Source organism: Streptomyces fradiae (assembly GCF_041270065.1).
In the GTDB taxonomy this organism is placed as follows: Bacteria; Actinomycetota; Actinomycetes; order Streptomycetales; family Streptomycetaceae; genus Streptomyces.
Map to the genome: position 1 here is coordinate 2075049 of NZ_CP065958.1, position 24157 is coordinate 2099205.

The following is a 24157-nucleotide window of genomic DNA, read 5'->3' on the forward strand; positions in this document are numbered from 1 at the left end:
CCTGGTCGGTCAGGAGGTCAGTTGATCAGTGGTGGCCGTGGCCGCTCTCGATCTCCTGGAACTCCTCCGAGGTGGGCTTGGCGACCTGGTTGTCACCGCCGTAGTAACCCCGGTTGAGCTTGACCCGGAGCTTCTCCATGCGGCCGATCTTCCGCTCCACACCGTTCTCGTCGACGGTCGCCGGCAGCTCGGCCGGCTCGTACTGCTCGTGCGCGGTGAGCTTGTAGCGCTCGCCCTGGCTGAGCGGGGTGTGGACCTCGACGAACTCACCGTGCGGCAGGCGCTTGATGATGCCGGACTCTCGACCGTGCAGCACCTTGTCCTTGTCCCGGCGCTGGAGGCCGAGGCAGATCCGCTTGGTGGCGACGAACGCGATGACCGGGCCGACGAAGAAGAAGATCCGCACGAACCAGGTGATCGAGTTGAGCGACAGGTGGAAGTGGGTCGCCCAGAGGTCGTTTCCACCACCGACGAGCATGACCATGTACGCGGTGATCCAGGCGACACCGAAGGCGGTGCGCGTCGGAGCGTTGCGCGGGCGCTGCGCGATGTGGTGCTCGCGCTTGTCGCCGGTGATCCAGGACTCGATGAACGGGTAGACCGCGATCGCGGCGAGCACCGCCGGGAAGATCGCCAGCGGGATCATCACGCCGAGGACCAGCGTGTGGCCCCACAGGTTGATCTCCCAGCCCGGCATGACACGGATCAGACCCTCGGCGAAGCCCATGTACCAGTCGGGCTGGGCGCCGGTGGACACCTGGTCCGGGCGGTACGGGCCGATGGCCCAGATCGGGTTGATCGAGGCGATCGCCGCGATGACCGCGATGACACCGAAGACCAGGAAGAAGAAGCCTCCGGCCTTCGCCATGTACACGGGCAGCAGCGGCATGCCGACGACGTTCTTGTTCGTCCGGCCGGGGCCCTCGAAGTGCGTGTGCTTGTGGACGAACACCAGGATGAGGTGCGCGACCACCAGGCCGAGCATGATGCCCGGGAGCAGCAGCACGTGCGCCGAGTAGAACCGGGCGACGAAGTCGCCGCCGGGGAACTCGCCGCCGAACAGGAACATCGACAGGTACGTGCCGACGATCGGCACGGACAGGATCGCGCCCTGCATGAAGCGCACACCGGTGCCGGAGAGCAGGTCGTCCGGGAGCGAGTAACCGGTGAAGCCGGTGAACATGCCCAGGAAGAACAGCAGGAAGCCGAACAGCCAGTTGATCTCACGCGGCTTGCGGAACGCGCCGGTGAAGAACACGCGCATCATGTGCACGAACATGCCGGCGAGGAAGATCAGCGCCGCCCAGTGGTGGATCTGCCGGATGAGCAGACCACCGCGCACCTCGAACGAGATGTGCATGGTCGAGTTGAACGCCTCGGACATCAGCTGTCCCTGGAGCGGGACGTAGCTGCCGGCGTACTCCACCTCGTTCATCGACGGGTGGAAGAACATCGTCAGATAGACGCCCGTCAGGATGATGATGAGGAAGCTGTAGAGGCAGACCTCGCCCAGCATGAAGGACCAGTGGTCCGGGAAGATCTTCCGCATGTTGGCCTTGGCCAGCGTGTAGATCCCCAGGCGGCCGTCGGCCCAGTCGGCGATCCGCTCTCCGGCGGGCGCCTTCTTCGTATTCGTCACAGTGCTCATCCGCGCTCCCAGAAGGCAGGACCGACGGGCTCTTCGAAGTCGCTGTGCGCTTCGAGGAAGCCCTTGTCGTTCACGCCGATCCGCAGCTGCGGGAGGGCGTGGCCGGCCGGGCCGAAGATGACGCGGGCGCCGTCGGACAGGTCGAAGGTGGACTGGTGGCACGGGCACAGCACGTGGTGCGTCTGCTGCTCGTACAGGGAGATCGGGCAACCGACGTGGGTGCAGATCTTCGAGAAGGCGACGATGCCGTCGTGCGACCACTCGAGCTCGCGCTTGTCCTTGATGTCCTCCGGCTGGATCCGGACGATCATCAGGGCGGCCTTGGCGATCTCGGTCTGGAAGTCGTGGTCGTGCTCCTCGAGGCCCTCGGGCTTCGCGAACGTCAGCGAACCGACGGCGACGTCCTCGGGACGCAGCGGCTCGTTGGTGTTCATGTTGATGAGGAGCTTGCCCTTGGCCCACAGGGTGGAGCGGAGCTTCTTCTCGGGCAGCGGGCCCATGTCACGCAGCAGCACGACGCCGGAGAGCGGCACCAGGGCCAGCGCGCCGAAGAGCGTGTTGCGGATCAGCTTGCGGCGGCCGAAGCCGGACTCGGCGGCACCGGCCGCGAAGTCCGCCATGACCTTCGCCTTGACCTCGGGCGTGGCCTGCATCGGGTGGCGGTCGTCGGCCACCTCGACGTCGGACATCAGGGTGCGGGCCCAGTGGACCGCGCCGGCGCCGATGAAGAACAGCGCCGCACCGAGGGTCAGACCCAGGGCGAAGTTGAGCGCGGACACCCGGCCGAAGGGCCAGATGTACACGATCTTGTCGACCGGGAAGATCACGTACGAGGCGATGAAGCCGATCGTGGCCAGCATCGACAGCGTGAACATGAAGGCGATCGCGCGCTCGGACCGCTTGGCGGCCCGCTCGTCGATGTCCTGGATGCGCGGCTTGTGGGGCGGGAGGCCCGGGTCGGCGAACGGGTCTTCGGCGACCTTCACCGCGCCGTGCGCGGTGGCCTGCTCGGTCGGCAGGATCTCTTCTGGATTCTCTTGGGTACTCATGACTTCTTGGCCTTAGCGGTGTGGGCCGCGACCCAGATGGCAACTGCGATCAGTGCGCCCAGTCCGAAGACCCACGCGAACAGGCCCTCGCTGACGGGGCCGAGGCCACCGAGCTTGAGACCGCCCGGGTTGTCGGCCTTGTCGCTGTTCACGGCCTGGACGTAGGCGATGATGTCCTTCTTCTGCTTCTCCGGCATCGTCGTGTCGGGGAAGGAGGGCATGTTCTGCGGGCCGGTCTGCATGGCCTCGTAGAGGTGCTTCGGGTCCACGCCCTCGAGGTTCGGCGCGTACTTGCCGTAGGTCAGCGCGCCGCCCTCGCCGGTGAAGTTGTGGCACTGGGCACAGTTGGAGCGGAACAGTTCGCCACCCTTGGCGATGTCAGCGCCCTCGGGGCTGTACTGGCCTTCCTTCGGCGTGACCGGACCGGCACCGAGGGAGGCGACGTACGCCGCGAGCTGATCGATCTCAGCCTGCGAGTAGATGACCTTCTTCTTCGGGACCTGGGCGCCCGGCTGCTGAGCCGGCATACGGCCGGTGCCGACCTGGAAGTCCACCGCCGCCGAGCCCACGCCGACCAGGGACGGGCCGTCAGAGGTGCCCTGACCGCCGGTTCCGTGGCAGCTGGCGCAGCCGACGGAGTAGAGCTTCTTGCCCTCCTCGATGGCCAGGGACTGGGCGGTTTCATCGGCCTTCGCCGTGCCCGCGGGTGCGAACGCGGCGTACAGCCCCCCAGTTGCCGCCAGCGCGAGGAGTAGGACGACGACCGCCGCCAGCGGATGGCGTCGTCGTGCGGAGAGCTTTTTCACGGATTACCCCGGTGTCAGGATCTTCTGCGTCGATGCTTGCTGGATGTGTGCGTCCGCCCGGAGGCGGAGCCCGATTACTTGATCAAGTAGATCGTGGCGAAGAGGCCGATCCAGACGACATCGACGAAGTGCCAGTAGTAGGACACGACGATGGCGGCGGTTGCCTGCTCGTGAGTGAACCTCTTGGCGGCGTACGTCCGGCCGAGGACCAGCAGGAAGGCGATGAGACCGCCTGTCACGTGCAGGCCGTGGAAGCCGGTGGTCAGGTAGAACACCGTGCCGTAGGGGTCGGAGGACAGCGAGAGGCCGTCCACCTTCACCAGCTCGGTGTACTCGAAGACCTGGCCGCCGATGAAGATCGCGCCCATCACGAAGGTGATGATGAACCACGTCCGGAGCTTCTTCACGTCGCCCCGCTCCGCGGCGAAGACGCCGAGCTGGCAGGTGAGCGAGGAGAGCACCAGGATCGTGGTGTTCGTCGCGGAGAACGGAAGGTTCAAGGCGTCGGCCTTTTCCGTCCAGAACTCCGCGCCCATCACGGATCGCAGGGTGAAGTACATCGCGAAGAGGGCCGCGAAGAACATCAGCTCGGAGCTCAACCAGATGATGGTTCCGACGCTGGTGAGGTTCGGTCGATTGACCGACGGGTGCGCGTGCCCGGTTTCTACTGTCGTTACTGTCGCCACGACCGACATTATGTCGGTCGCTTATCCCGCCCTCACTCCGGGGGGTGCCGTTCGGAGTGTCCGGGGCCCGTGTCCTGCCCGAACGGCCCATCGGAAGGCCCCTCCGACACCCTTCGAACAGGTGTTGAACGGGTGTTGACGGGGTGTGGACCGGAGTAGCATCCGCGCCAACGACCGACCACCTTCACGGAGGAACGATGCAGTCGAGCGCCACGGTCCTGGTCTACAGCGACGACGCGAACACCCGCGCCCAGGTCCGCCTCGCGGCCGGGCGCCGGCCCGCCGCCGACGTTCCCCCGGTCGAGTTCGTGGAGTGCGCGACGTTGCCGGCGGTGCTCGACGCCCTGGACGCGGGCGGCATCGACGTGTGCGTGCTCGACGGCGAGGCCGTCCCGGCCGGCGGCATGGGCGTGTGCCGGCAGATCAAGGACGAGATCTTCCGCTGCCCGCCGGTGCTGCTGCTCATCGGCCGCCCCCAGGACGCCTGGCTGGCCACCTGGAGCCGCGCGGACGCCGCGGTCACCCTTCCGGTGGAACCGGTCGAGTTCGCGGCGTCCCTGGCGGGCCTGCTGCGCGCACGGCTCTCGATCGACGCGTAGCACCCGTACGGGCTAGAGGGACGGCCGCAGGCGGGCCTTGGCGTCCTCGGTGGCCGTGGGGTTGGCGGCGTCGGTCACCAGGGCGCTGCCGGCCCGCCACTTCTGCCACGGCAGGTTCCAGTCGCCGAAGCCGTTGCCGAAGGTGTCCATCATCTCGCCCTCGCTGTTGACGACGCGGACGATGTCGCCCGGGCGCACGTTCTCGTAGAACCAGGCCGCGTTGCCGGTCGACATGCCGACACAGCCGTGGCTGACGTTGGCGACGCCCTGGGAGCCCACCGACCAGGGGGCGGCGTGCACGTACTCGCCGCTCCAGGTGACCCGGGTGGCGTAGTAGACGGGCAGGTCGTACGAGTCAGAGCTGCCCTCCGCGATGCCGATGCTGGTGCCCCGCATCCGGACGTAGTACTCCTTGCCGAGCACCACTTTGATCCCGTTTCGGGTGGAGAAGCCCGGTTTTCCGGTGGTCACCGGAATGGTGTTGATCACTTCTCCGTTGCGCCGCACCGTCATGTAGTGGGAACCGGCGTCCGCGACGGCCTCGATCCGGTCGCCGATGGTCAGCTTGAGCGGCTTGGAGGCGCCGCCGTAGAGCTTGTCGCCGACCTTGAGGCCGTCCAGGTTGCCGCTGACCGAGACGGTCGCGCCGGTGGGCCAGTACTCCTTCGGACGGAAGTGCAGCTTCTTGTCGTCCACCCAGTACCAGGCGCCCTCCACGGCCGGGGTGGAGCGGACCTTGAGGGCCCGTTCGACCACCGCGCGGGCCGCCTTGTCCTTCACCGGGAGGCTCAGCTCGGCGGTGATGGGCTGCCCGACGCCGTACGTGCCCGCCTCGGGGCCGAACGCGACGGTGAGGGCCCGTTTGGCCGGTGCCGTCTCGAACGTGAACGTACGGGCTCCCGGGGCGCCGTCCTCGTCCTCGGTGGCCACCTGGACGGTGTAGCGGGCGCCGGCCGCCAGAGCGGCCGTGGAGCGCCACTTCTGGCCGTCGGCGGTGAGCTCGCCCGCCAGGTGGTGCCCGGACGCGTCGGTGGCGGTGACGTCGGTGATCCGCCCGTCGTCGTCCTTGACGGTGATCTCCAGGGGCTTCTCGGGGTCGGCCTTCTTCCCGTCGCCGGGCGCGTTGAAGGCGATCTCGTCGGCCGCGTCGTAGGGCCTCGCCGACAGCGGATGGTCCCCGCCGCCCGCGCACGCCGTGACGCCCGCCGTGACGGTGAGGGCCAGAAGGGTGCAGCTCAGAACAGTCCGAATGCGCGGCGTGTCGTTCATGACCTCACGCTAAGAACAATCCTCGCGCGCGGCGCGCCGAGCGTGCCAAAAGAGGGGCCCGGCCGCTTCGTCGGAACGAAGTGACCGGGCCCCTCGGGGTGTTACGGGGTGCTACTGGTTCTGGTTCTCACCACGGTAGAACTCGAAGACCCAGCCCCAGATGCCGACCAGGATGAGCGGCGCCGAGAAGTACAGGATCCACCAGCCCATCGCGATGGCGAGGAAGGCGAGCGCACCGCCGACGGCCAGCGAGAGCGGCTGCCAGCTGTGGGGGGCGAAGAAGCCCACCTCGCCGGCCTCGTCCGCGACGTCGGCCTCCTTGTTGTCCTGCGCCATGGCGTCGACCCGCCGGGCCGTGAAGGCCAGGTAGTAGCCGATCATGATGCAGAGACCGAACGCCAGGAACAGCGCCGTCGTGCCGACCGGCTCCTTCGACCACACGCCATAGACGATCGCCATGGCGAGGACGAAGACGCTCAGCCAGATGAACATCTTGCCCTGGATCTTCACTTGCCGGCCTCCTTGCCGCCGCTGAGGGCCGCCACCTCGTGAGGCTTGTTCTCGAGCTGGTCGAGAGCCGCGATCTCAGGGTGGTGCAGGTCGAACGCCGGGGATTCGGAACGGATCCGCGGCAGGGTGAGGAAGTTGTGCCGCGGCGGCGGGCAGGACGTCGCCCACTCGAGCGAACGGCCGTAGCCCCACGGGTCGTCGACCTCGATCTTCTTGCCGTACTTGGCGGTCTTCCACACGTTGTACATGAACGGAAGCATCGACAGGCCGAGCAGGAAGGAGCTGATCGTCGAGATCGTGTTCAGCGTGGTGAAGCCGTCGGCCTCGAGGTAGTCCGCGTAACGACGCGGCATGCCCTCGGCACCGAGCCAGTGCTGCACCAGGAACGTGCCGTGGAAGCCCACGAACAGCGTCCAGAAGGTCATCTTGCCGAGGCGCTCGTCCAGCATCTTGCCGGTGAACTTCGGCCACCAGAAGTGGAAGCCGGAGAACATCGCGAAGACCACGGTGCCGAAGATGACGTAGTGGAAGTGCGCCACGACGAAGTACGAGTCGGAGACGTGGAAGTCCATCGGGGGCGAGGCCAGGATGACGCCGGTCAGACCACCGAAGGTGAAGGTGATCAGGAAGCCGACGGCCCACAGCATCGGGGTCTCGAAGGACAGCGAGCCCTTCCACATCGTTCCGATCCAGTTGAAGAACTTCACACCGGTCGGTACGGCGATGAGGAACGTCATGAAGGAGAAGAACGGCAGGAGCACACCGCCGGTGACGTACATGTGGTGGGCCCACACGGTCACGGACAGACCGGCGATCGCGATGGTCGCGGCCACCAGACCGATGTAACCGAACATCGGCTTGCGGCTGAAGACCGGGATGACCTCGGAGATGATGCCGAAGAAGGGCAAGGCGATGATGTACACCTCTGGGTGTCCGAAGAACCAGAAGAGGTGTTGCCACAGCAGGGCGCCGCCGTTGGCCGCGTCGAAGACATGGGCACCGAACTTGCGGTCCGCCTCCAGGGCGAACAGCGCGGCCGCCAGGACCGGGAAGGCCAGCAGGACCAGGACACCGGTCAGCAGCACGTTCCAGGTGAAGATCGGCATGCGGAACATCGTCATGCCCGGAGCGCGCATGCAGATGATCGTGGTGATGAAGTTGACCGAGCCGAGGATCGTGCCGAAGCCGGAGAAGGCCAGACCCATGATCCACATGTCGGCGCCGACACCCGGCGAGCGGACCGCGTCCGACAGCGGGGAGTAGGCGAACCAGCCGAAGTCGGCGGCACCCTGCGGGGTGAGGAAGCCGGCCACGGCGATGATCGAGCCGAACAGGTAGAGCCAGTAGGCGAACATGTTCAGCCGCGGGAACGCCACGTCGGGCGCGCCGATCTGCAGCGGCATGATCCAGTTCGCGAAGCCGGCGAACAGCGGCGTCGCGAACATCAGCAGCATGATCGTGCCGTGCATCGTGAACGCCTGGTTGAACTGCTCGTTCGACATGATCTGCGTACCCGGACGGGCCAGCTCGGCGCGCATGAAGAGCGCCATGAGGCCGCCGATGATGAAGAACACGAACGAGGTGACCAGGTACATCGTGCCGATGGTCTTGTGGTCGGTGGTGGTCAGCCACTTCACCACGACGTTGCCGGGCTGCTTGCGGCGTACCGGGAGCTCGTTCTCGTACGAGTCCTCAGCCGCGGCCGCACCCTGGGGTTCGTTGAGGATGCTCACAGTTGGTTCTTCTCCGCATTCCGAGCCGGGTCCGTCTGCTCAATGCCGGACGGGATGTAGCCGGTCTGCCCCTTCTCCGCCAGCTCCTTCAGGTGCTGCTGGTAGCGCTCCGGAGAGACCACCTTGACGTTGAAGAGCATCCGGGAGTGGTCGACACCACAGAGCTCGGCGCACTTGCCGAGGAAGGTGCCTTCCTGCGTCGGGGTGACCTCGAAGGCGTTGGTGTGACCCGGGATGACGTCCTGCTTCATGAGGAACGGGACCACCCAGAAGGAGTGGATGACGTCACGCGAGGTCAGGACGAAGCGGACCTTCTCGCCCTTCGGCAGCCACAGGGTCGGGCCCGGGTTGCCGGTCTGCGGGTTCCGGGTGCCGGGGATGCCGGCGTCGTAGACGCCGCCCGCGTTCGCCGGGAACTGGTCCTTGTACTTGTCCGGGATCGCCGCGAGGTTCGGGGCCTTCTTGGCGTCACCGGTCACGCCCGGCACGTTCTCGATGTAGTTGAAGCCCCAGCTCCACTGGTAGCCGACCACGTTGACCGTGTGCGCCGGCTTCGGGGTGAGCTCGAGGAGCTTCGACTCGTCGCGCGCGGTGAAGTAGAAGAGCACCGAGACGATGATGAGCGGGGTGACCGTGTACAGCGCCTCGATCGGCATGTTGTACCGGGTCTGCGGAGGTACCTCGACCTTGGTACGGCTGCGCCGGTGGAAGATGGTGGCCCACAGGATGAGGCCCCACACCAGGATGCCGGTGAGGAGGGCGGCGGCCCAGGAGCCCTGCCACAGGGAGAGGATCCGCGGAGCCTCTTCCGTGACGGGGGTGGGCATGCCAAGGCGGGGGAAGTCTTCCCAGTTGTACGAGCAACCGGTGGCTGTCGCCAGGATCAGGCCCGCAGTCAGCACCTGCGGCAGCTTCCGCCGCATCGGGCGCCGAGACGTGGGGGTACCGCCCGCGCCTCGGCTGCGGGGGAGGTCGGAGCCGTTGGGACTCACGTAGCGCCTTCCCGAGAGTCTCGGCCCGCGTAGGTCGGCTGCCACGGCCGTCCGTCTCGCTGGTCGGTCGCCGCCCCGGCCGCGGGCAGGGGTTTGGATGTTTATGCGGACCAAACCCTACTGGACGCTATTTGGGGTCGCGCGGGGAGGGTGCCCAACGCGCCGTCCGAGTCCCCGAAGGGGTGGAGTCCCGGCTTCCGGGCGGGTGCCGGGCAGGGCCGACCGGCGGTGCGGGCCGGGCTTCTGACGGGGCGTCGCGGTCGGGTCTGTCCGGCGGATCAGGGTCGGGACAGGCCCGCGCCGGGGCGGCGGGGATAGCGTGGGCGGATGCCGTACTTCGACGCCGCTTCCGCTGCTCCGCTGCACCCCGTGGCCCGTCAGGCGCTGCTCGCCTCCCTTGACGAGGGCTGGGCCGACCCGGCCCGGCTGTACCGGGAGGGGCGGCGGGCCCGGCTGCTGCTCGACGCCGCCCGGGAGGCCGCGGCGGAGGCGGTGGGCTGTCGGCCCGACGAGCTCGTGTTCACTCCTTCGGGGACGCGCGCGGTTCACGCGGGGATCTCCGGCGCGCTCGCCGGGCGTCGGCGTGTCGGGGACCGGCTCGTGGTGTCGGCGGTCGAACACTCCTCCGTCCTGCACGCCGGCGAGACGCACGCGGCGGCGGGCGGCACGGTGACCGAGGTGCCGGTGGACCGCTCCGGGGCGGTGGACCCGGCGGTCTTCGCGGCCGCGCTCGACTCCCGTACCGCACTGGCCTGTCTGCAGTCCGCCAATCACGAGGTGGGCACCGAGCAGCCGGTGGCCGAGGTGGCCGCGGCCTGTACGGCGGCCGGGGTGCCGCTGCTCGTGGACGCGGCGCAGTCGCTCGGCTGGGGACCGGTGCCGGCGGGCTGGTCGCTGCTCGCGGCGAGCGCGCACAAGTGGGGCGGGCCGTCGGGGGTGGGGCTGCTCGCGGTGCGCAAGGGTGTCCGGTTCGCCCCGCAAGGTCCGTCGGACGAGCGGGAGTCGGGGCGGGCGCCGGGCTTCGAGAACCTGCCGGGGATCGTGGCGGCGGCGGCCTCGCTGCGGGCGGTACGGGCGGAGGCGGCGGCCGAGTCGGCGCGGCTGCGGGCGCTCGTGGACCGGATCCGGGCACGGGTGCCGGAGCTGGTGCCGGACGTGGAGGTGGTGGGCGACCCGGTGCGCCGGCTCCCCCATCTCGTCACCTTCTCCTGTCTCTATGTCGACGGGGAGACCCTGCTCTCGGGTCTCGACCGGGAGGGTTTCTCCGTTTCGTCCGGTTCGTCGTGCACGAGTTCGACCCTGACGCCCAGCCATGTGCTGCGCGCGATGGGGGTGCTGAGCGAGGGGAACGTCCGGGTGTCGCTGCCGGCCGGGACGACGGAGGAGGACGTGGACCGCTTCCTCGCGGTGCTGCCCGGGGTGGTGGCCGGGGTGCGCGAGCGGCTCGGCGCCCCGGCGTCGATGTTCGCCGCGCCCGTGGAGACGGCGGACACCCTCCTTGTCGACGCCCTCGGACGGCGCTGCCCGATCCCGGTGATCGAGCTGGCCAAGGTCATCGGCGACGTCCCGGTGGGCGGCACGGTCACGGTCCTCTCGGACGACGGGGCGGCGCGCCTGGACATCCCGGCCTGGTGCGAGATGCGGGGTCAGGAGTACGTGGGCGAGGAGCCCTCGCCGAAGGGCGGCACGGCGTACGTGGTGCGGCGGGTGTCCTGACGACGCCGGAGCCCCGGGGCGCGCGGCCCCGGGGCTCCGGTGTGCTGTCCGTACCGATCAGGCCGGGTGTCAGGCCAGGTGCGCCTGGACCTCGGCGGCGGCCTCGTCGCCGTAGGCCTTGGTGAAGCGGTCCATGAAGTTGGCGCGGCGCAGGGTGTACTCCTGGGTGCCCAGGGTCTCGATCACCAGGGTGGCGAGCATGCAGCCGACCTGGGCGGCGCGCTCCAGGCCGACGCCCCAGGACAGACCGGTCAGGAAGCCGGCGCGGAAGGCGTCGCCGACACCGGTCGGGTCGACCTTGGCCTCCTCCTCCGGGCAGCCGACCTCGATCGGGTCCTCGCCGACCCGCTCGATGCGCACGCCGCGCGAGCCGAGGGTGGTGACGCGGTGCCCGACGCGGCCGAGGATCTCCTCCTCGGTCCAGCCGGTCTTCGACTCGATGAGGCCCTTCTCGTACTCGTTGGAGAAGAGGTAGGTCGCCCCGTCCAGGAGGGTGCGGATCTCCTCGCCGTCCATGCGCGCGATCTGCTGCGAGAAGTCGGCGGCGAAGGGGATCGCGCGGGTCCGGCACTCCTCGGTGTGGCGCAGCATCGCCTCGGGGTCGTCGGCGCCGATGAGGACCAGGTCGAGGCCGCCCACGCGGTCGGCGACGGCCTTGAGCTCGATCAGCCGGGCCTCGCTCATGGCGCCGGTGTAGAAGGAGCCGATCTGGTTGTGGTCCGAGTCCGTGGTGCACACGAAGCGGGCGGTGTGCAGGACCTCGGAGATGCGGACCGAGCCGGTGTCGACGCCGTGCCGGTCGAGCCAGGCGCGGTACTCGTCGAAGTCGAAGCCGGCGGCGCCGACGAGCACCGGCCGGCCGCCGAGCTGGCCCATGCCGAAGGAGATGTTCGCCGCGACGCCACCCCGGCGGACGTCGAGGTTGTCGACGAGGAACGACAACGAGACCGTGTGGAGCTGGTCCGCCACGAGCTGGTCGGCGAACCGGCCCGGGAAGGTCATGAGGTGGTCGGTGGCGATGGAGCCGGTGACTGCGATACGCACGGCTGAACGCTCCTGTGGAAAGGGACGGCGATGACGGTTCACGCTACCCGGTGCGGAGGGTGGAAGCCGAACAGGGGAAACTACCCCAGAGTAGGGCTTTTCCCCGAAGCCGGACCGTGCGTACGGTGCCGCCATGACCACGTACCCCGCTCCTCGTGAGCGCCAGGAGTCCGAGTTCAGCCTCGCGGAGCTGTGCGGTGACGGCGCGCGGATGGCCCCGCACTGGGTGACGCCGGCCACCTCGTCGGCCGCGCCGGTCTCCCCCGCACTGATCCACGGCGTCCGGGTCCCGGAGGATTCCGCCCGGCTGATCGCGGCCACCGCGGAGTACGGGGCGTAGCCGGGCGCAGCCCGAACGGGGCCGGCTCTGGAGCGCGCGGAACCGTCCGGGCGCCGCCCCCGTCCCAGAGGTGTCTTCCGCAGGGATGCCACATCTGGAGGAGCGCGCGGTGAGCAGCAGTACGGAGACGGAGAACCGGCCGGGGAGGCGCGGTCCGCTTCTCGTCGCCTCGGTGGCGGCGGGAGTGCTTCTCGTGGGCGGCGGGGGCGTGTACTACGCCGCGACCGCGTCGGGCGACGGCAGCGGTACGGCGGGCGCGGGCGCCGCGAAGGACGCGGCCGCCGCTCCCCCGCCGCTGAAGCTGGGCGGTGCGGACACCGGCGGCCCCGGGATCGCCCCGGGCGAGCCCGACCCGGGCGGCGGTCCGGACGGCACCGTCTACGAAGCCAAGGGCCCCCTCCCCCACGGGCCCTCCTCGGCCGCGGTCCACCGGCCCGAGGGCCGGGTCACCTCGGCGGAGGTGACCCGGCTGGCCGCGGCGCTCGGCCTGCGGGGCGAGCCGCGGCTGATCGGCGAGGTGTGGCGGCTCGACCCGGAGAAGGACACCACGGGGCTGCGTCTCGACGTGTCCGCGAAGGCACCGGGCAGCTGGACGCTGAGCCGGTACGACGGCGGGCCGGTCGGCGACTCCTGCCTCAAGGGCAAGGCGTGTCCGCCGCCGGGCGAGGCCAAGCCTCCGACGGGCGGCGGTTCTCCGGTGAGCGAGGCGGCGGCCCGGGCGGCCGCGGCCCCGGTCCTGAAGGCGATCGGCCAGGACGACGCCAAGGTGGACGCGAGCCAGGTGATGAACGGCTCGGAGCGGGTGGTGAACGCCGACCCGGTGGTGGGCGGGCTGCCCACCTACGGCTGGTCGACCGGCCTCCACATCGGCCCGGACGGCTCGGTCGTGGCCGGCAGCGGACGGCTCAAGGAGCCGGCGAAGGGCGACACGTATCCGGTGGTCGGCGCGGAGAAGGCGCTCGCCGAGCTGAACGAGGCCTCGAAGAGCACCGGCCCGGTCGGCATCGGCGGCTGCGCCACGGACCCGCCGGCGAGCACGGACGGGCAGCCGGGCGGAAAGCCGGGGCTGCCGGGCGGGAAGCCGGGCGTCGCGCCGGACGCGCCCTGCCAGACCACGGTCGACACGGCGCCCCCGACCGTGGTGGAGGTGACCGGGGCGCGGTTCGGTCTGGCCGCGCAGTACGTGGACGGCGAGCAGGTGCTCGTACCGGCCTGGCTGTTCGAGGCGCGGGCGAAGGCGGACGCGAAGCCGTACACGGTGGCGCGGACGGCAGTGGACGCCCGCTACCTGGCCCCGCCGGCCAAGCCCTCCCCCGCGCCCACGACGCCGCCGGACCAGGGCACGGCGCCGGTCCGGCAGATCACCTCGTTCACGGTGGACCCCGGCGGCCGGAAGCTGTCGGTGACCTTCTGGGGCGGGGTGTGCAGCGACTACACGGTGACGGCCGAGGAGAGCCCGCGGCAGGTCGTGGTGCGGATCGCGGAGCGGGCCAAGGAGCCGGGGCGGGCCTGCATCATGGTGGCCGTCGAGATCACCCGTACGGTGACGCTCCAGGCGCCGCTGGGCGACCGCCCGGTGGTGGACGGGGCGAGCAACGAGGCGGTGCCGCGGCCGTAGGCCGCCCGTGACGACGGCGGAACGCGCGAAGAGGGTGGCACCCGGGGTCCGGGTGCCACCCTCTTCGCGTGCGGTGTGGCTTAGCTGAAGCTGTCGCCGCAGGCGCAGGAACCCGTCGCGTTCGGGTTGTCGATCGTGAAGCCCTGCTTCTCGATGGTGTCGACGAAGTCGATCGAGGCGCCGCCCAGGTAGGGCGCGCTCATGCGGTCGGTGACGACCTTGACGCCGCCGAAGTCCTTGACGACGTCGCCGTCGAGCGAGCGCTCGTCGAAGAACAGCTGGTACCGCAGGCCGGAGCAGCCACCGGGCTGAACGGCGACGCGCAGCGCCAGGTCGTCACGGCCTTCCTGGTCGAGCAGGGCCTTGACCTTGGCCGCGGCGGCGTCGGACAGGAGGATGCCGTCGCTGACAGTGGTCTTCTCGTCCGATACGGACATCTGCTTCTCTCCCGGGTTGGTACGGAGACTGCTTGCCGACGGTTGCAACCGGCGAGGCCGCGGATTCATTCCGGGCCCGAGGCGTCTCTTTCCCCTTCATGCTCGCACACCGCGTCCAGAGAAGGGGACGGCGAATTCGTCACATCGACACTATGGACATCGTCAAAGTGACGTGAACCGGTTATGATAGATAGCGTCATTTAGACGAAAAGGCTTTTCGAGGCTCACCGTAGAAGTAGAAAGGGTGCGTGACGTGACCACCGCCCAGCCCTTGGACGTCCAGCCGACGCCGCTCGCCCTCCTCCTGCTCGGCCGCGAGGCCGACCCGAAGAGCGAGCGCGGCGTGGAGTGCCCCGGCGACCTCCCGTCGCCCTCCGACCCGGACCTGGTGGAGCGCGCCCGCGCCGCCAAGGAGAAGCTCGGGGACAAGGTCTTCGTCCTCGGGCACCACTACCAGCGCGACGAGGTCATCCAGTTCGCCGACGTCACCGGCGACTCCTTCAAGCTCGCCCGTGACGCCGCCGCCAAGCCGGAGGCCGAGTACATCGTCTTCTGCGGTGTGCACTTCATGGCCGAGTCGGCGGACATCCTGACCGGCGACGACCAGAAGGTCGTCCTGCCTGACCTCGCCGCCGGCTGTTCGATGGCCGACATGGCCACCGCGGAGCAGGTCGCCGAGTGCTGGGACGTGCTGACCGAGGCCGGCGTCGCCGAGCGGGTCGTGCCCGTCTCGTACATGAACTCCTCCGCCGACATCAAGGCCTTCACCGGCAAGCACGGCGGCACCATCTGCACCTCGTCCAACGCGAAGAAGGCCCTGGAGTGGGCCTTCGAGCAGGGCGAGAAGGTGCTGTTCCTGCCGGACCAGCACCTGGGCCGCAACACCGCCGTCCGCGACATGGGCATGTCCTTGGACGACTGCGTGATCTACAACCCGCACAAGCCGAACGGCGGCCTGACCGCCGAGCAGCTGCGCGACGCGAAGATGATCCTGTGGCGGGGCCACTGCTCGGTGCACGGCCGCTTCTCGCTGGACTCGGTCGCCGATGTGCGCGAGCGCATCCCGGGCGTCAACGTGCTCGTGCACCCCGAGTGCAAGCACGAGGTCGTGGCCGCGGCGGACTACGTGGGCTCGACGGAGTACATCATCAAGACCCTGGAGGCGGCCCCGGCCGGCTCGAAGTGGGCGATCGGCACCGAGCTCAACCTGGTCAAGCGCCTCGCCGACCGCTTCGCCCCGGAGGGCAAGGAGGTCGTCTTCCTCGACCGCACGGTCTGCTTCTGCTCGACCATGAACCGCATCGACCTGCCCCACCTGGTGTGGGCCCTGGAGTCCCTCGCCGAGGGCAACCTGGTCAACCGGATCGAGGTCGACAAGGAGACGGAGGCGTTCGCGAAGCTCGCGCTTGAGCGGATGCTGGCGCTGCCGTAACGATTCCTCGTACGGAAGGGGCGCCCCGCGCGATGCGGGGCGCCCCTTCTGCATGTGCAGGTGTACGGGTCAGACGCCCGCCGGCTCCTTCGGCTGCGGCGGGACCGGGGCGTCGCCCCCGGGGGTCTTCGCCGCGCGCTTGGCCGCCTTCTTCGCGGCGCGGCGCTCCTTGCGGAGCTCCACCATCGCGTAGAGGGTCGGGACGAGCAGCAGGGTCAGCAGCGTCGAGGTGATCAGACCGCCGATCACCACCACGGCGAGCGGCTGGGCGATGAAGCCGCCCTCGCCGGTGACGCCGAGCGCCATCGGGAGCAGGGCGAAGATCGTCGCCAGGGCGGTCATGAGGATCGGGCGCAGCCGGTGCCGGCCGCCCTCGATCACCGCTTCGACGACGCCCAGGCCCTGGGCCCGGTACTGGTTGATCAGGTCGATCAGGACGATCGCGTTGGTGACCACGATGCCGATCAGCATCAGCATGCCGATCATGGCCGGGACGCCCATGGGCGTGCCGGTGGCGACCAGCAGGCCGATCGCGCCGGTGGCCGCGAACGGGATGGAGACCAGCAGGATCAGCGGCTGGATCAGCGACCGGAAGGTCGCCACGAGCAGCATGAACACGATCGCCACGGCCGCGAGCATGGCCAGGCCCAGGTTGACGAACGCGTCGGACTGGTCCTCGGAGACGCCGCCGATGGTCGCGGTCGCGCCCGCCGGGAGGTCGATCTCCTTGAGCTTGGTCTGCAGCGCCGCGCTGACCGCGCCGGTGTTGTCGCCGGTCGGGGTGGCGGTGATGGTGGCCGCCCGGGCGCCGTCGATCCGGGTCTTGGAGACCGGGCCGGGCACCAGCTCGACGGTGGCGATGTCACCCAGCTTGACCGGGCCGATCGGCAGCGCCTTGAGCTCGGCCAGGGTGGTGGCCGGCTTCGCCGAGGTGAGGACGATGTCCCGCTCGGTGTCGTCGAGGACGGCCGTGCCGGCTGGCATGCCGTGCACCGCCTGGCCGACGATCAGACCGAGGGTGGTGTCGTCGAAGCCGGCGTCGGCGGCCTTGTCGTTGGCGCGGACGGAGACCCGCGGGATCGACTGGGACAGGTCGCTCTGGACGTCGGTGACGTCCTTCAGCCCCTCGACGCCCTTCTTGACCGCGTCGGCGGCCTTCTTCAGGACGTCGGCGTCGGCGGCCTTGACGACCACCTTGAGGTCCTGGTTGCTGAAGGCGTCGCCGGCCGCGATGGTGGTGTCGCCGATGCCGTCGAGCTTGGCGAGGGCGCTGTCGACCGCGTCGCGGGTCTTCTCGTACGAGGCGGAGTCCTCCAGGGTCACCTGGTAGGAGGCCTGGTTGGTGCCGGTGCCGCCGCCGAAGGCCGCCATGAAGCCGGAGGAGCCGACGGTGACCTGGTAGTCCTTGATGCCCTCGGTGTCGGCGAGGACCTTCTCGACCTTCTTCGCGGCCTCGTCGGAGGCGGCCAGGCTGGTGCCCGGCGGCAGCTCCTGCTTGATGCTGAGGAGCTTCTGCTCGCCCTGGTCGAAGAAGTTGGTCTTCAGCAGACCGCCCATGCCGAAGGTGACCACGAGGACCACCAGGGCGATGACGACGCTGGTGATCCGGCGCCGGGTGGCGAAGCGCAGCACCGGGACGTAGGCGCGCTGCAGCTTGCTGCGGGCCTCCTTCTCCTCGGCCTGCCGGCGGGCCTCGTCCGGGTCCTCGGAGGTGCCCTTGGGGGCGCGCAGGAACCAGAACGACAGGACCGGGACCACGGTCAGCGAGACGAGCAGCGAGGCGAGCAGCGCGGCCGTGACGGTCAGCGAGAAGGAGCCGAACAGCTCGCCGACGATGCCGCCGACCAGGCCGATCGGCAGGAAGACGGCGACGGTGGTGAGGGTCGACGAGGTGACCGCGCCGGCCACCTCCTTGACCGCGGTGACGATCGCGGTCTGCCGCTCCTCGCCGTAGCCGAGGTGCCGCTTGATGTTCTCCAGGACCACGATCGAGTCGTCGACGACCCGGCCGATGGCGATGGTGAGGGCGCCCAGGGTCAGCATGTTGAGCGAGAGGTCGCGGGTCCACAGCACGATCAGGGCGAGGACCACGGAGAGCGGGATGGAGACCGCGGTGACCAGGGTGGAGCGCAGCGAGGCCAGGAAGACCAGGATGACGAGGACGGCCATGACCAGGCCGAGCGCGCCCTCCGTGGTGAGGCCGGAGATGGACTTGGCGACGGCCGGGCCCTGGTCGGAGACCACGGTCAGCTGCGCGCCCGCGCCCAGGTCCTGACGGAGCTTAGGCAGCTTGTCCTCGACGGCGTCGGAGATGGTGACGGCGCTGCCGTCCTTGTCCATGGTGACCACGACCGCGAGGCTGGGCTTGCCGTCGGTGCGGGTCACGGAGACCCGGCGGGCCTCGTCCTGCTGGACGGTGGCGACGTCGCCGAGGCGGACCGCCTTGCCCTTCACGGGCTTGATCCGCAGGTCCTGGATCTCCTTGAGCGAGGAGTAGCCGCCGCCGACCTGGACGGTGCGGGTCATGCCGTCCTCGGTGAAGGCGCCGGCGGGCATGGTGCCGCCGCCGTTCTTGATCGCCTCCGCGAGCTTCATGGTGGTCAGTCCGGCCGCGGCGAGCTTCTTCTCGTCCGGGGTGACGGAGACCTGGAGCTCCTGGACGCCGTCGATGGTGACCTGGCCGACGCCGTCGATGTCCTTGAGGACGGGGACGAGGGTCCGCTCCAGCTGGTCGGCGAGGGCCTGCGGGTCCTTGTCCGAGGAGACCGCGAGGACGACGGTCGGGATGTCGTCGGTGGAGCCGGCCACGACCTGCGGGTCGACCGAGTCCGGCAGCTGGGTGCGGGCCCGGTTCACGGCCTGCTGGACGTCGGCGACGAGCTGCTTGGTGCCCTCGTCCCCGTAGTCGAAGCTCGCCATGATGACGGCGCTGCCCTCGGAGGCGGTGGACGTGACGCCCTTGACGCCGTCGACCGCCTTCAGGGCGTTCTCCAGCGGTTCGACGACCTGCTTCTCCACCACGTCGGGCGAGGCGCCCTGGTACGGGGCGATGACCGAGACCATCGGGAACTCGATCGAGGGCAGCAACTGCTGCTTCAACTGCGGGATCGCGATCGCTCCGAAGAGGAGCGCGACGAGGGACATCAGCCCGATCAGGGCCCGTTGCGCGAGGCTGAATCTGGACAGCCAGGACATGGGGACTCGTTTCTGTGGCGTACTCGGCAGGTCTGCGCCGTGCTCGGCAAGCACCGTGTTCGGCAGGCGCCGTGTTCGGCAGGCACCGGGCGCCCGCGAGGGGTGCCCGGCTATACCCTCCGCCATGAGAAGGGGCCGATTCCTCGGCCCCCGGTCCCAATTCCTTATCCCGCGCATACCGCGTCTGGAGTACGCCCCGCCGCGGTGTCACTCCACCCTTGGACGGACAAGCCCCGACTCGTAGGCGGTGACCACCAGCTGCGCCCGGTCCCGGGCGCCCAGCTTGGCCATGGTCCGGTTCACATGGGTCTTGACGGTGAGCGGGCTGACGTCGAGCCGCTCGGCGATCTCGTCGTTGGAGTGGCCGCCGCCCACCAGGACGAGCACCTCGCGCTCGCGGGCGGTGAGCGCGGACAGGCGCTCGGAGTACGCGGGGGCGTCCGCGCCGTCCGGGTCGGCGCCGCCGCCCTGCGCGAGGAAGGAGGCGATCAGGCCCTTGGTGGCGGCCGGGGAGAGCAGCGCCTCGCCGGCGTGCGCGATCCGGATGGCGCCGAGCAGCTCCTCCGGTTCGGCGCCCTTGCCGAGGAAGCCGGAGGCGCCGGCGCGCAGCGACTGCACCACGTACTCGTCGACCTCGAAGGTGGTCAGCATGACGATCCGGACGTCCGCGAGCTCGGGATCGGCGGTGATCATGCGGGTGGCGGCGAGCCCGTCGGTGCCGGGCATCCGGATGTCCATCAGGACCACGTCCGGCCTGGTGCCGCGGGCCCGGTCCACCGCCTCGGCCCCGTCGGCGGCCTCGGCGACCACCTCCATGTCGGGCTCGGAGTCGACCAGGACCCGGAACGCGCTGCGCAGCAGCGCCTGGTCGTCGGCAAGCAGTACCCGGATGGTCACGCGTCCCCCTCGCAGTCGGCCGGCACCGGCAGTATCGCCTGCACCCGGAAGCCGCCCCCGTAGCGGGGTGCCGCGGTGAGGGTGCCGCCGAGCGCGGTGACCCGTTCGCGCATGCCGACCAGGCCGTGGCCGCCGCCCGGCTCGGGCGCCGGGACGACCGCGGGCCCGTCGTCGAGGACGGTGATCTCCACGGTGCGGCCGACCCGGAGCACGCTCACCTCGGCCCGCGCCTCGGACCCGGCGTGCTTGCGCACATTGGTCAGCGCCTCCTGGATGATCCGGTACGCGGCGAGGTCGACGGCGGCCGGCAGGGCGGCGGCCCGGTCGGTGCGGGCCAGCTCGACCGGCAGGCCCGCGTTGCGGAAGGTGGCGAGCAGGTCGTCCAGGACGGCGAGGCCCGACACCGGTTCGGTCGGTGCCTCCGGGTCGCCCGACTGACGGAGCAGCCCGACGGTGGCGCGCAGCTCGTCGAGCGCGGAGCGGGAGGCGGTACGGACGTGCGCCAGGGCCTCCTTGGCCTGGTCGGGGCGCTTGTCCATGACGTGCGCGGCGACCCCGGCCTGCACGTTCACCAGGGCGATGTGGTGGGCGACGACATCGTGCAGATCGCGGGCGATCCGCAGCCGCTCCTCGGCGACCCGCCGCCGCGCCTCCTCCTCGCGGCTGCGTTCCGCGCGCTCGGCCCGCTCCCGTATGGCGTCCACGAAGGCCCGCCGGCTGCGCACCGCGTCCCCGGCGGCCGCGGCCATCCCGGTCCAGGCGAAGACGCCCAGGTTCTCCTGCGCGTACCAGGGGGTGGGTCCGAAGACCATGGCGGCGAAGGTCAGCACGGCCATGGTGACGAGGCCGAGCCGCCAGGTGGTGGGCCGGTCGGTGTGCGCGGCGACGGTGAAGAGCGAGATGACGGCGCTCATGGTGACGGGCGCCGGGCGCTGGTCGGCGATCAACTCGACCAGCGCGAAGGCGGTGGTGGCGGCGAGCACCGGGATGGGCCGGCGGCGCCGGAACACCAGGACGGCGGCGCTGAGCAGCATCAGCACGACGCCGGTCGCGGTGGGCGTCCGGTCGCCGAAGGTGGGCCCGGCCGGGCTGCCGTGCGGGTCGGTGAAGGAGCTGCAGACCATGGCCGCGAGCACGACGAGCGCCAGCCCCGCGTCGAAGGCGAGGGGATGGGCGCGCAGCCGGTCCCGGGTCCGCGTGAGCGGGGTGCCGTGGGTCAGGGTGCCGTTGGTCGTCACAGCAGAAGACGGTACGGGGTCCGGACGCGCCGGTGCCCCGTCCCTGTGCGGGGGACGGGGCACGGGCGGGGTGCGCCGGCCGGGGATCAGCCCGGCATCAGCCGGGGATCAGGCCGTCGTCGGAGAGCATCTGGCGGACCTCGTCGAGGGTCGCGTCAGGGGCCGGCAGGATCAGCTCGGAGGGTTCGAGAGCGTCGTCGGGGAGTGGGTCCCCGAGCTCCCTGACCTTGTCGAGCAGGGCGTGGAGCGTGCGGCGGAAACCGGACTCGTCCCCCGATTCCATCTCTTCGAGCAGCTCGTCGTCGAGCTTGTTCAGCTCGATGAAGTGACTGTCGGCCAGCTTGAGCTGGCCCTCCCCCATGATCCGTACGATCATGACGTGCCGTCCTCCTGCCGAAGGGTTACCTCTCGAAGGGGTTACTTCTCGAAGCGGGGCTGGGACTGCTGCTGGTTCTGGCCCTGGTTCTGGTTCTGCGCGGAGCCGTTGCCGCCCTCGATGGCCTGCTGCTGCGCCGACGGGCCGGCCAGCTCGGCCTTCATCCGCTGGAGCTCCAGCTCCACGTCCGTACCGCCCGAGAGGCGGTCCAGCTCGGCCTGGATGTCGTCCTTGGCCAGGCCCGACTGGTCGTCGAGCGCGCCCGAGGCGAGTAGCTCGTCGATCGCGCCGGCCCGCGCCTGCAGCTGGGCGGTCTTGTCCTCGGCCCGCTGGATGGCCAGGCCGACGTCGCTCATCTCCTCCGAGATGCCGGAGAAGGACTCGGCGATCCGGGTCTGCGCCTGGGCGGCCGTGTACGTGGCCTTGATCGTCTCCTTCTTGGTGCGGAAGGCGTCGACCTTGGCCTGCAGCCGCTGCGCCGCGAGGGTGAGCTTCTCCTCCTCGCCCTGCAGGGTCTGGTGCTGCACCTCCAGGTCGCTGACCTGCTGCTGCAGCGCGGCGCGGCGGGACAGCGCCTCGCGCGCCAGGTCCTCACGGCCGAGCGCGAGCGCCTTGCGGCCCTGGTCCTCCAGCTTGGACGACTGGCCCTGCAGCTGGTTCAGCTGCAGTTCGAGGCGCTTGCGGGAGGTCGCCACGTCGGCGACGCCGCGGCGCACCTTCTGCAGCAGCTCCAGCTGCTTCTGGTAGGAGTAATCGAGGGTCTCGCGCGGATCCTCGGCCCGGTCGAGGGCCTTGTTTGCCTTCGCGCGGAAGATCATCCCCATACGCTTCATCACACCGCTCATGGGCTTCGCGCGCCCCCTTCTGACGGACTCGGCTCCAGCACTCCAACAAGAACCACAGTACGGTTCCTCACTCCATTACCGCACTGTTCGGGGCCCGATGTGCTCCTCCCCAAGGACGAGTGGAGATCACCGGGCCTCCGGCCCAGGGAGTAGAGAGACACTCCGGGTCCCTCCCCCGCCCCGGGCACGGGGTCTCGGCAGCGAAGACGCGGGCCGTTAGCGGATCGTTCCCGCCCACGCTGGGTCCCACACCCCGCACCACGTACCCTTGGCCTTGTGTTCCGTAGCCGTTCGAAGGATGAGAAGGCCCCCACCGACAAGGTGACGGCGGACCTCTCCAAGCAGCCCCGCGACCCCGAGGCCCCCAAGGGCCGCCCGACCCCGAAGCGGAGCGATGCGCAGTCGCAGCGCCGCCGCGCGCAGTCGGCGCCAATGGACCGCAAGGAGGCCGCCAAGCGTCAGCGCGAGGCCCGCCGCGCGGACCTGACCCGCCAGCGCGAGGCGCTGAACAGCGGTGACGAGCGCTATCTGCCCGCCCGCGACAAGGGGCCGGTGCGGCGCTTCGTCCGCGACTTCGTCGACTCGCGCTTCGCGGTCGCCGAGTTCTTCCTGCCGATGGCCGTGGTCATCCTGGTCCTGTCGCTCTTCGGCAACACCAACCGCCAGCTGCAGAACATCTCGCTGCTGCTGTGGGCCGGTGTGATCGTGATGATCGTGATCGACTCGATCGGCATCTGGCTGCGTCTGAAGAAGCAGCTGAACGAGCGATTCCCGAACGAGTCGAAGCGCGGCGCGATCGCGTACGGCCTGATGCGCACGCTCCAGATGCGCCGGCTGCGGCTGCCCAAGCCGCAGGTCAAGCGCGGAGAGCGGCCCTGAGCGCGGACCTTCCGGCCGCGGGTGGTGTCGCGGGTGGCCCTGTGAGTGGTGCCGCGGGTGAGGTGCTGCCGGTCGTGAGCACCTGGCCCGCCGAGCCCGGCGGGCTGCGCGAGACCGTCCGCCAGGAGCTCATCGCGCGCCAGCTCGACGAGCAGATAGCCGCCCGCTACCCCGTGGGGCAGCGGCTGCGCATCCTCGACGCGGGGATGGGTCAGGGCACCCAGGCCCTGCGGCTCGCCCGGGCCGGGCACACGGTGACCGGCCTGGAGGCCGACCCCGAGCTGCTCCAGGCCGCCCGCGACTCGCTCGCGACCGAACCGGCCGGCATCCGCGAGCGGGTCCGGCTGATCCACGGCGACGGCCGCGAGACCGGGGTGCACTTCCTGCCCGGCAGCTTCGACGTCGTCCTCTGTCACGGCGTGCTGATGTACGCCGACGAGCCCGACGCGCTGCTCGCGGGTCTGGCCCGGATGCTGGCCCCCGGGGGCCTGCTGTCCCTGGTGGTACGGAACGCGGGGGCGCTGGCCATGCGGCCGGGCCTCGCCGGGGACTGGGCGGGCGCGCTCACCGGGTTCGAGTCGGACGTCTACACCGACCGCAACGGGGTGAAGGGCCGGGCCGACCGGCTCGACGCCCTCGTCACGACGCTGGCCGGGATCGCGGCGCCGCTGCACGCCTGGTACGGCGTGCGGGTCTTCACCGACGGCATCCCCGCGGAGACGGGCCTGCCGGCCGCCGACGAGCTGGACCGCCTGCTCGCCGCCGAGGACCGGGCCGGGCGCACCGAGCCGTACCGGCGGATCGCGGGACTGCTGCACCTGTGCGGTGTGCGGGGCTGATCCGGTTTC

The 24157-nt window shown here is 70.1% G+C and carries 22 protein-coding genes; 7 read left to right on the forward strand and 15 right to left on the reverse strand.

Features of this window, described 5'->3' with window-relative positions:
• Positions 1-25 precede the first annotated feature (25 nt).
• The 4 genes from JAO84_RS09330 to JAO84_RS09345 all read right to left on the reverse strand — a co-directional run bounded on the left by JAO84_RS09330 (position 26) and on the right by JAO84_RS09345 (position 4198).
• The gene (locus JAO84_RS09330) at positions 26-1648 is read right to left on the reverse strand and encodes a cytochrome bc complex cytochrome b subunit (protein WP_370412109.1); all 1623 of its coding nucleotides are present in this window, start codon (positions 1646-1648) and stop codon (positions 26-28) included.
• A complete protein-coding gene (locus JAO84_RS09335) occupies positions 1645-2697 on the reverse strand; it encodes a Rieske 2Fe-2S domain-containing protein (protein ID WP_370412111.1) in 1053 nt (350 codons plus the stop codon). The genes JAO84_RS09330 and JAO84_RS09335 overlap by 4 nt, the downstream gene beginning before the upstream one ends.
• Positions 2694-3503 (reverse strand): c-type cytochrome, encoded by an 810-nt coding sequence (locus tag JAO84_RS09340; protein WP_265861734.1) that lies wholly within the window; start codon positions 3501-3503, stop codon positions 2694-2696. The genes JAO84_RS09335 and JAO84_RS09340 overlap by 4 nt, the downstream gene beginning before the upstream one ends.
• A 74-nt stretch (positions 3504-3577) precedes the next feature.
• Positions 3578-4198 carry a heme-copper oxidase subunit III gene (locus JAO84_RS09345; protein WP_370412114.1) on the reverse strand — a complete coding sequence of 207 codons (621 nt, stop codon included), beginning with the start codon at positions 4196-4198 and terminating at the stop codon, positions 3578-3580.
• Positions 4199-4386: 188 nt separating this feature from the next.
• Here JAO84_RS09345 and JAO84_RS09350 point away from each other — a divergent pair, with 188 nt between their 5' ends.
• Positions 4387-4788 (forward strand): hypothetical protein, encoded by a 402-nt coding sequence (locus JAO84_RS09350; protein ID WP_370412116.1) that lies wholly within the window; start codon positions 4387-4389, stop codon positions 4786-4788.
• Positions 4789-4800: 12 nt separating this feature from the next.
• On the opposite strand, the gene JAO84_RS09355 is transcribed toward JAO84_RS09350, so the two are convergent.
• The 4 genes from JAO84_RS09355 to coxB form a co-directional block, all read right to left on the reverse strand.
• Positions 4801-6057 (reverse strand): Ig-like domain-containing protein, encoded by a 1257-nt coding sequence (locus JAO84_RS09355; RefSeq protein ID WP_370412118.1) that lies wholly within the window; start codon positions 6055-6057, stop codon positions 4801-4803.
• A gap of 111 nt (positions 6058-6168) precedes the next feature.
• Positions 6169-6567, reverse strand: a complete 399-nt coding sequence (locus tag JAO84_RS09360; RefSeq protein ID WP_370412120.1) for a cytochrome c oxidase subunit 4 — start codon at positions 6565-6567, stop codon at positions 6169-6171.
• On the reverse strand, positions 6564-8300 hold the full coding sequence (ctaD, locus tag JAO84_RS09365; protein ID WP_370412122.1) for a cytochrome c oxidase subunit I: 1737 nt from the start codon (positions 8298-8300) through the stop codon (positions 6564-6566). The genes JAO84_RS09360 and ctaD overlap by 4 nt, the downstream gene beginning before the upstream one ends.
• Positions 8297-9292 carry a cytochrome c oxidase subunit II gene (gene coxB / locus JAO84_RS09370; RefSeq protein ID WP_370412124.1) on the reverse strand — a complete coding sequence of 332 codons (996 nt, stop codon included), beginning with the start codon at positions 9290-9292 and terminating at the stop codon, positions 8297-8299. Before coxB ends, ctaD begins: the two co-directional genes overlap by 4 nt.
• Positions 9293-9619: 327 nt before the next feature.
• On the opposite strand from coxB, the gene JAO84_RS09375 reads away from it, so the two are divergent.
• Complete coding sequence (locus JAO84_RS09375) at positions 9620-11008, forward strand: cysteine desulfurase/sulfurtransferase TusA family protein (protein ID WP_370412126.1); 1389 nt, start codon at positions 9620-9622, stop codon at positions 11006-11008.
• A 69-nt stretch (positions 11009-11077) separates the two neighbouring features.
• On the opposite strand, the gene JAO84_RS09380 is transcribed toward JAO84_RS09375, so the two are convergent.
• Entirely contained in the window at positions 11078-12052 is a 975-nt protein-coding gene (locus tag JAO84_RS09380) for a carbohydrate kinase family protein (protein ID WP_370412128.1), read from the reverse strand.
• A 133-nt stretch (positions 12053-12185) separates the two neighbouring features.
• On the opposite strand from JAO84_RS09380, the gene JAO84_RS09385 reads away from it, so the two are divergent.
• Together JAO84_RS09385 and JAO84_RS09390 are read left to right on the forward strand one after the other, a co-directional pair.
• Positions 12186-12392, forward strand: coding sequence for a hypothetical protein (locus tag JAO84_RS09385; protein WP_265861744.1), 207 nt, complete (start codon positions 12186-12188; stop codon positions 12390-12392).
• A gap of 85 nt (positions 12393-12477) precedes the next feature.
• The gene (locus JAO84_RS09390) at positions 12478-14010 is read left to right on the forward strand and encodes a hypothetical protein (RefSeq protein WP_370412130.1); all 1533 of its coding nucleotides are present in this window, start codon (positions 12478-12480) and stop codon (positions 14008-14010) included.
• 80 nt (positions 14011-14090) lie between these two features.
• Here the strand turns inward: JAO84_RS09390 and JAO84_RS09395 are convergent, their stop codons facing one another.
• A complete protein-coding gene (locus tag JAO84_RS09395; RefSeq protein WP_019885637.1) occupies positions 14091-14447 on the reverse strand; it encodes an iron-sulfur cluster assembly accessory protein in 357 nt (118 codons plus the stop codon).
• A gap of 253 nt (positions 14448-14700) precedes the next feature.
• Between JAO84_RS09395 and nadA the strand changes: the two genes are divergently transcribed.
• A complete protein-coding gene (gene nadA, locus JAO84_RS09400) occupies positions 14701-15879 on the forward strand; it encodes a quinolinate synthase NadA (protein ID WP_265861746.1) in 1179 nt (392 codons plus the stop codon).
• A gap of 69 nt (positions 15880-15948) precedes the next feature.
• Here the strand turns inward: nadA and JAO84_RS09405 are convergent, their stop codons facing one another.
• The 5 genes from JAO84_RS09405 to JAO84_RS09425 form a co-directional block, all read right to left on the reverse strand.
• Entirely contained in the window at positions 15949-19074 is a 3126-nt protein-coding gene (locus JAO84_RS09405; protein WP_370412133.1) for an efflux RND transporter permease subunit, read from the reverse strand.
• Positions 19075-19281: 207 nt separating this feature from the next.
• A complete protein-coding gene (locus JAO84_RS09410; protein ID WP_370412135.1) occupies positions 19282-19971 on the reverse strand; it encodes a response regulator in 690 nt (229 codons plus the stop codon).
• Positions 19968-21209: a sensor histidine kinase gene (locus tag JAO84_RS09415; RefSeq protein WP_370412137.1), complete on the reverse strand. Its 1242-nt coding sequence runs from the start codon at positions 21207-21209 to the stop codon at positions 19968-19970. Before JAO84_RS09415 ends, JAO84_RS09410 begins: the two co-directional genes overlap by 4 nt.
• 97 nt (positions 21210-21306) lie before the next feature.
• The gene (locus JAO84_RS09420) at positions 21307-21585 is read right to left on the reverse strand and encodes a hypothetical protein (protein ID WP_370412139.1); all 279 of its coding nucleotides are present in this window, start codon (positions 21583-21585) and stop codon (positions 21307-21309) included.
• A gap of 41 nt (positions 21586-21626) precedes the next feature.
• A complete protein-coding gene (locus JAO84_RS09425) occupies positions 21627-22430 on the reverse strand; it encodes a PspA/IM30 family protein (RefSeq protein ID WP_370412141.1) in 804 nt (267 codons plus the stop codon).
• 276 nt (positions 22431-22706) lie between these two features.
• Here JAO84_RS09425 and JAO84_RS09430 point away from each other — a divergent pair, with 276 nt between their 5' ends.
• Positions 22707-23309, forward strand: coding sequence for a DUF3043 domain-containing protein (locus JAO84_RS09430; protein ID WP_370412143.1), 603 nt, complete (start codon positions 22707-22709; stop codon positions 23307-23309).
• Between the two features lie 62 nt (positions 23310-23371).
• Positions 23372-24148 (forward strand): class I SAM-dependent methyltransferase, encoded by a 777-nt coding sequence (locus JAO84_RS09435; protein ID WP_370416697.1) that lies wholly within the window; start codon positions 23372-23374, stop codon positions 24146-24148.
• Positions 24149-24157 lie beyond the last annotated feature (9 nt).

What these genes read in the sequence shown, in the direction of transcription:
- JAO84_RS09330 (WP_370412109.1), bottom strand. Translation starts at nt 1,648, where the DNA reads ATGAGCACTGTGACGAATACGAAGAAGGCGCCCGCCGGAGAGCGGATC.
- JAO84_RS09335 (WP_370412111.1), bottom strand. Translation starts at nt 2,697, where the DNA reads ATGAGTACCCAAGAGAATCCAGAAGAGATCCTGCCGACCGAGCAGGCC.
- JAO84_RS09345 (WP_370412114.1), bottom strand. Translation starts at nt 4,198, where the DNA reads ATGTCGGTCGTGGCGACAGTAACGACAGTAGAAACCGGGCACGCGCAC.
- JAO84_RS09350 (WP_370412116.1), top strand. Translation starts at nt 4,387, where the DNA reads ATGCAGTCGAGCGCCACGGTCCTGGTCTACAGCGACGACGCGAACACC.
- JAO84_RS09355 (WP_370412118.1), bottom strand. Translation starts at nt 6,057, where the DNA reads ATGAACGACACGCCGCGCATTCGGACTGTTCTGAGCTGCACCCTTCTG.
- JAO84_RS09375 (WP_370412126.1), top strand. Translation starts at nt 9,620, where the DNA reads ATGCCGTACTTCGACGCCGCTTCCGCTGCTCCGCTGCACCCCGTGGCC.
- JAO84_RS09385 (WP_265861744.1), top strand. Translation starts at nt 12,186, where the DNA reads ATGACCACGTACCCCGCTCCTCGTGAGCGCCAGGAGTCCGAGTTCAGC.
- JAO84_RS09390 (WP_370412130.1), top strand. Translation starts at nt 12,478, where the DNA reads ATGCCACATCTGGAGGAGCGCGCGGTGAGCAGCAGTACGGAGACGGAG.
- JAO84_RS09395 (WP_019885637.1), bottom strand. Translation starts at nt 14,447, where the DNA reads ATGTCCGTATCGGACGAGAAGACCACTGTCAGCGACGGCATCCTCCTG.
- JAO84_RS09405 (WP_370412133.1), bottom strand. Translation starts at nt 19,074, where the DNA reads ATGTCCTGGCTGTCCAGATTCAGCCTCGCGCAACGGGCCCTGATCGGG.
- JAO84_RS09420 (WP_370412139.1), bottom strand. Translation starts at nt 21,585, where the DNA reads ATGATCGTACGGATCATGGGGGAGGGCCAGCTCAAGCTGGCCGACAGT.
- JAO84_RS09425 (WP_370412141.1), bottom strand. Translation starts at nt 22,430, where the DNA reads ATGAGCGGTGTGATGAAGCGTATGGGGATGATCTTCCGCGCGAAGGCA.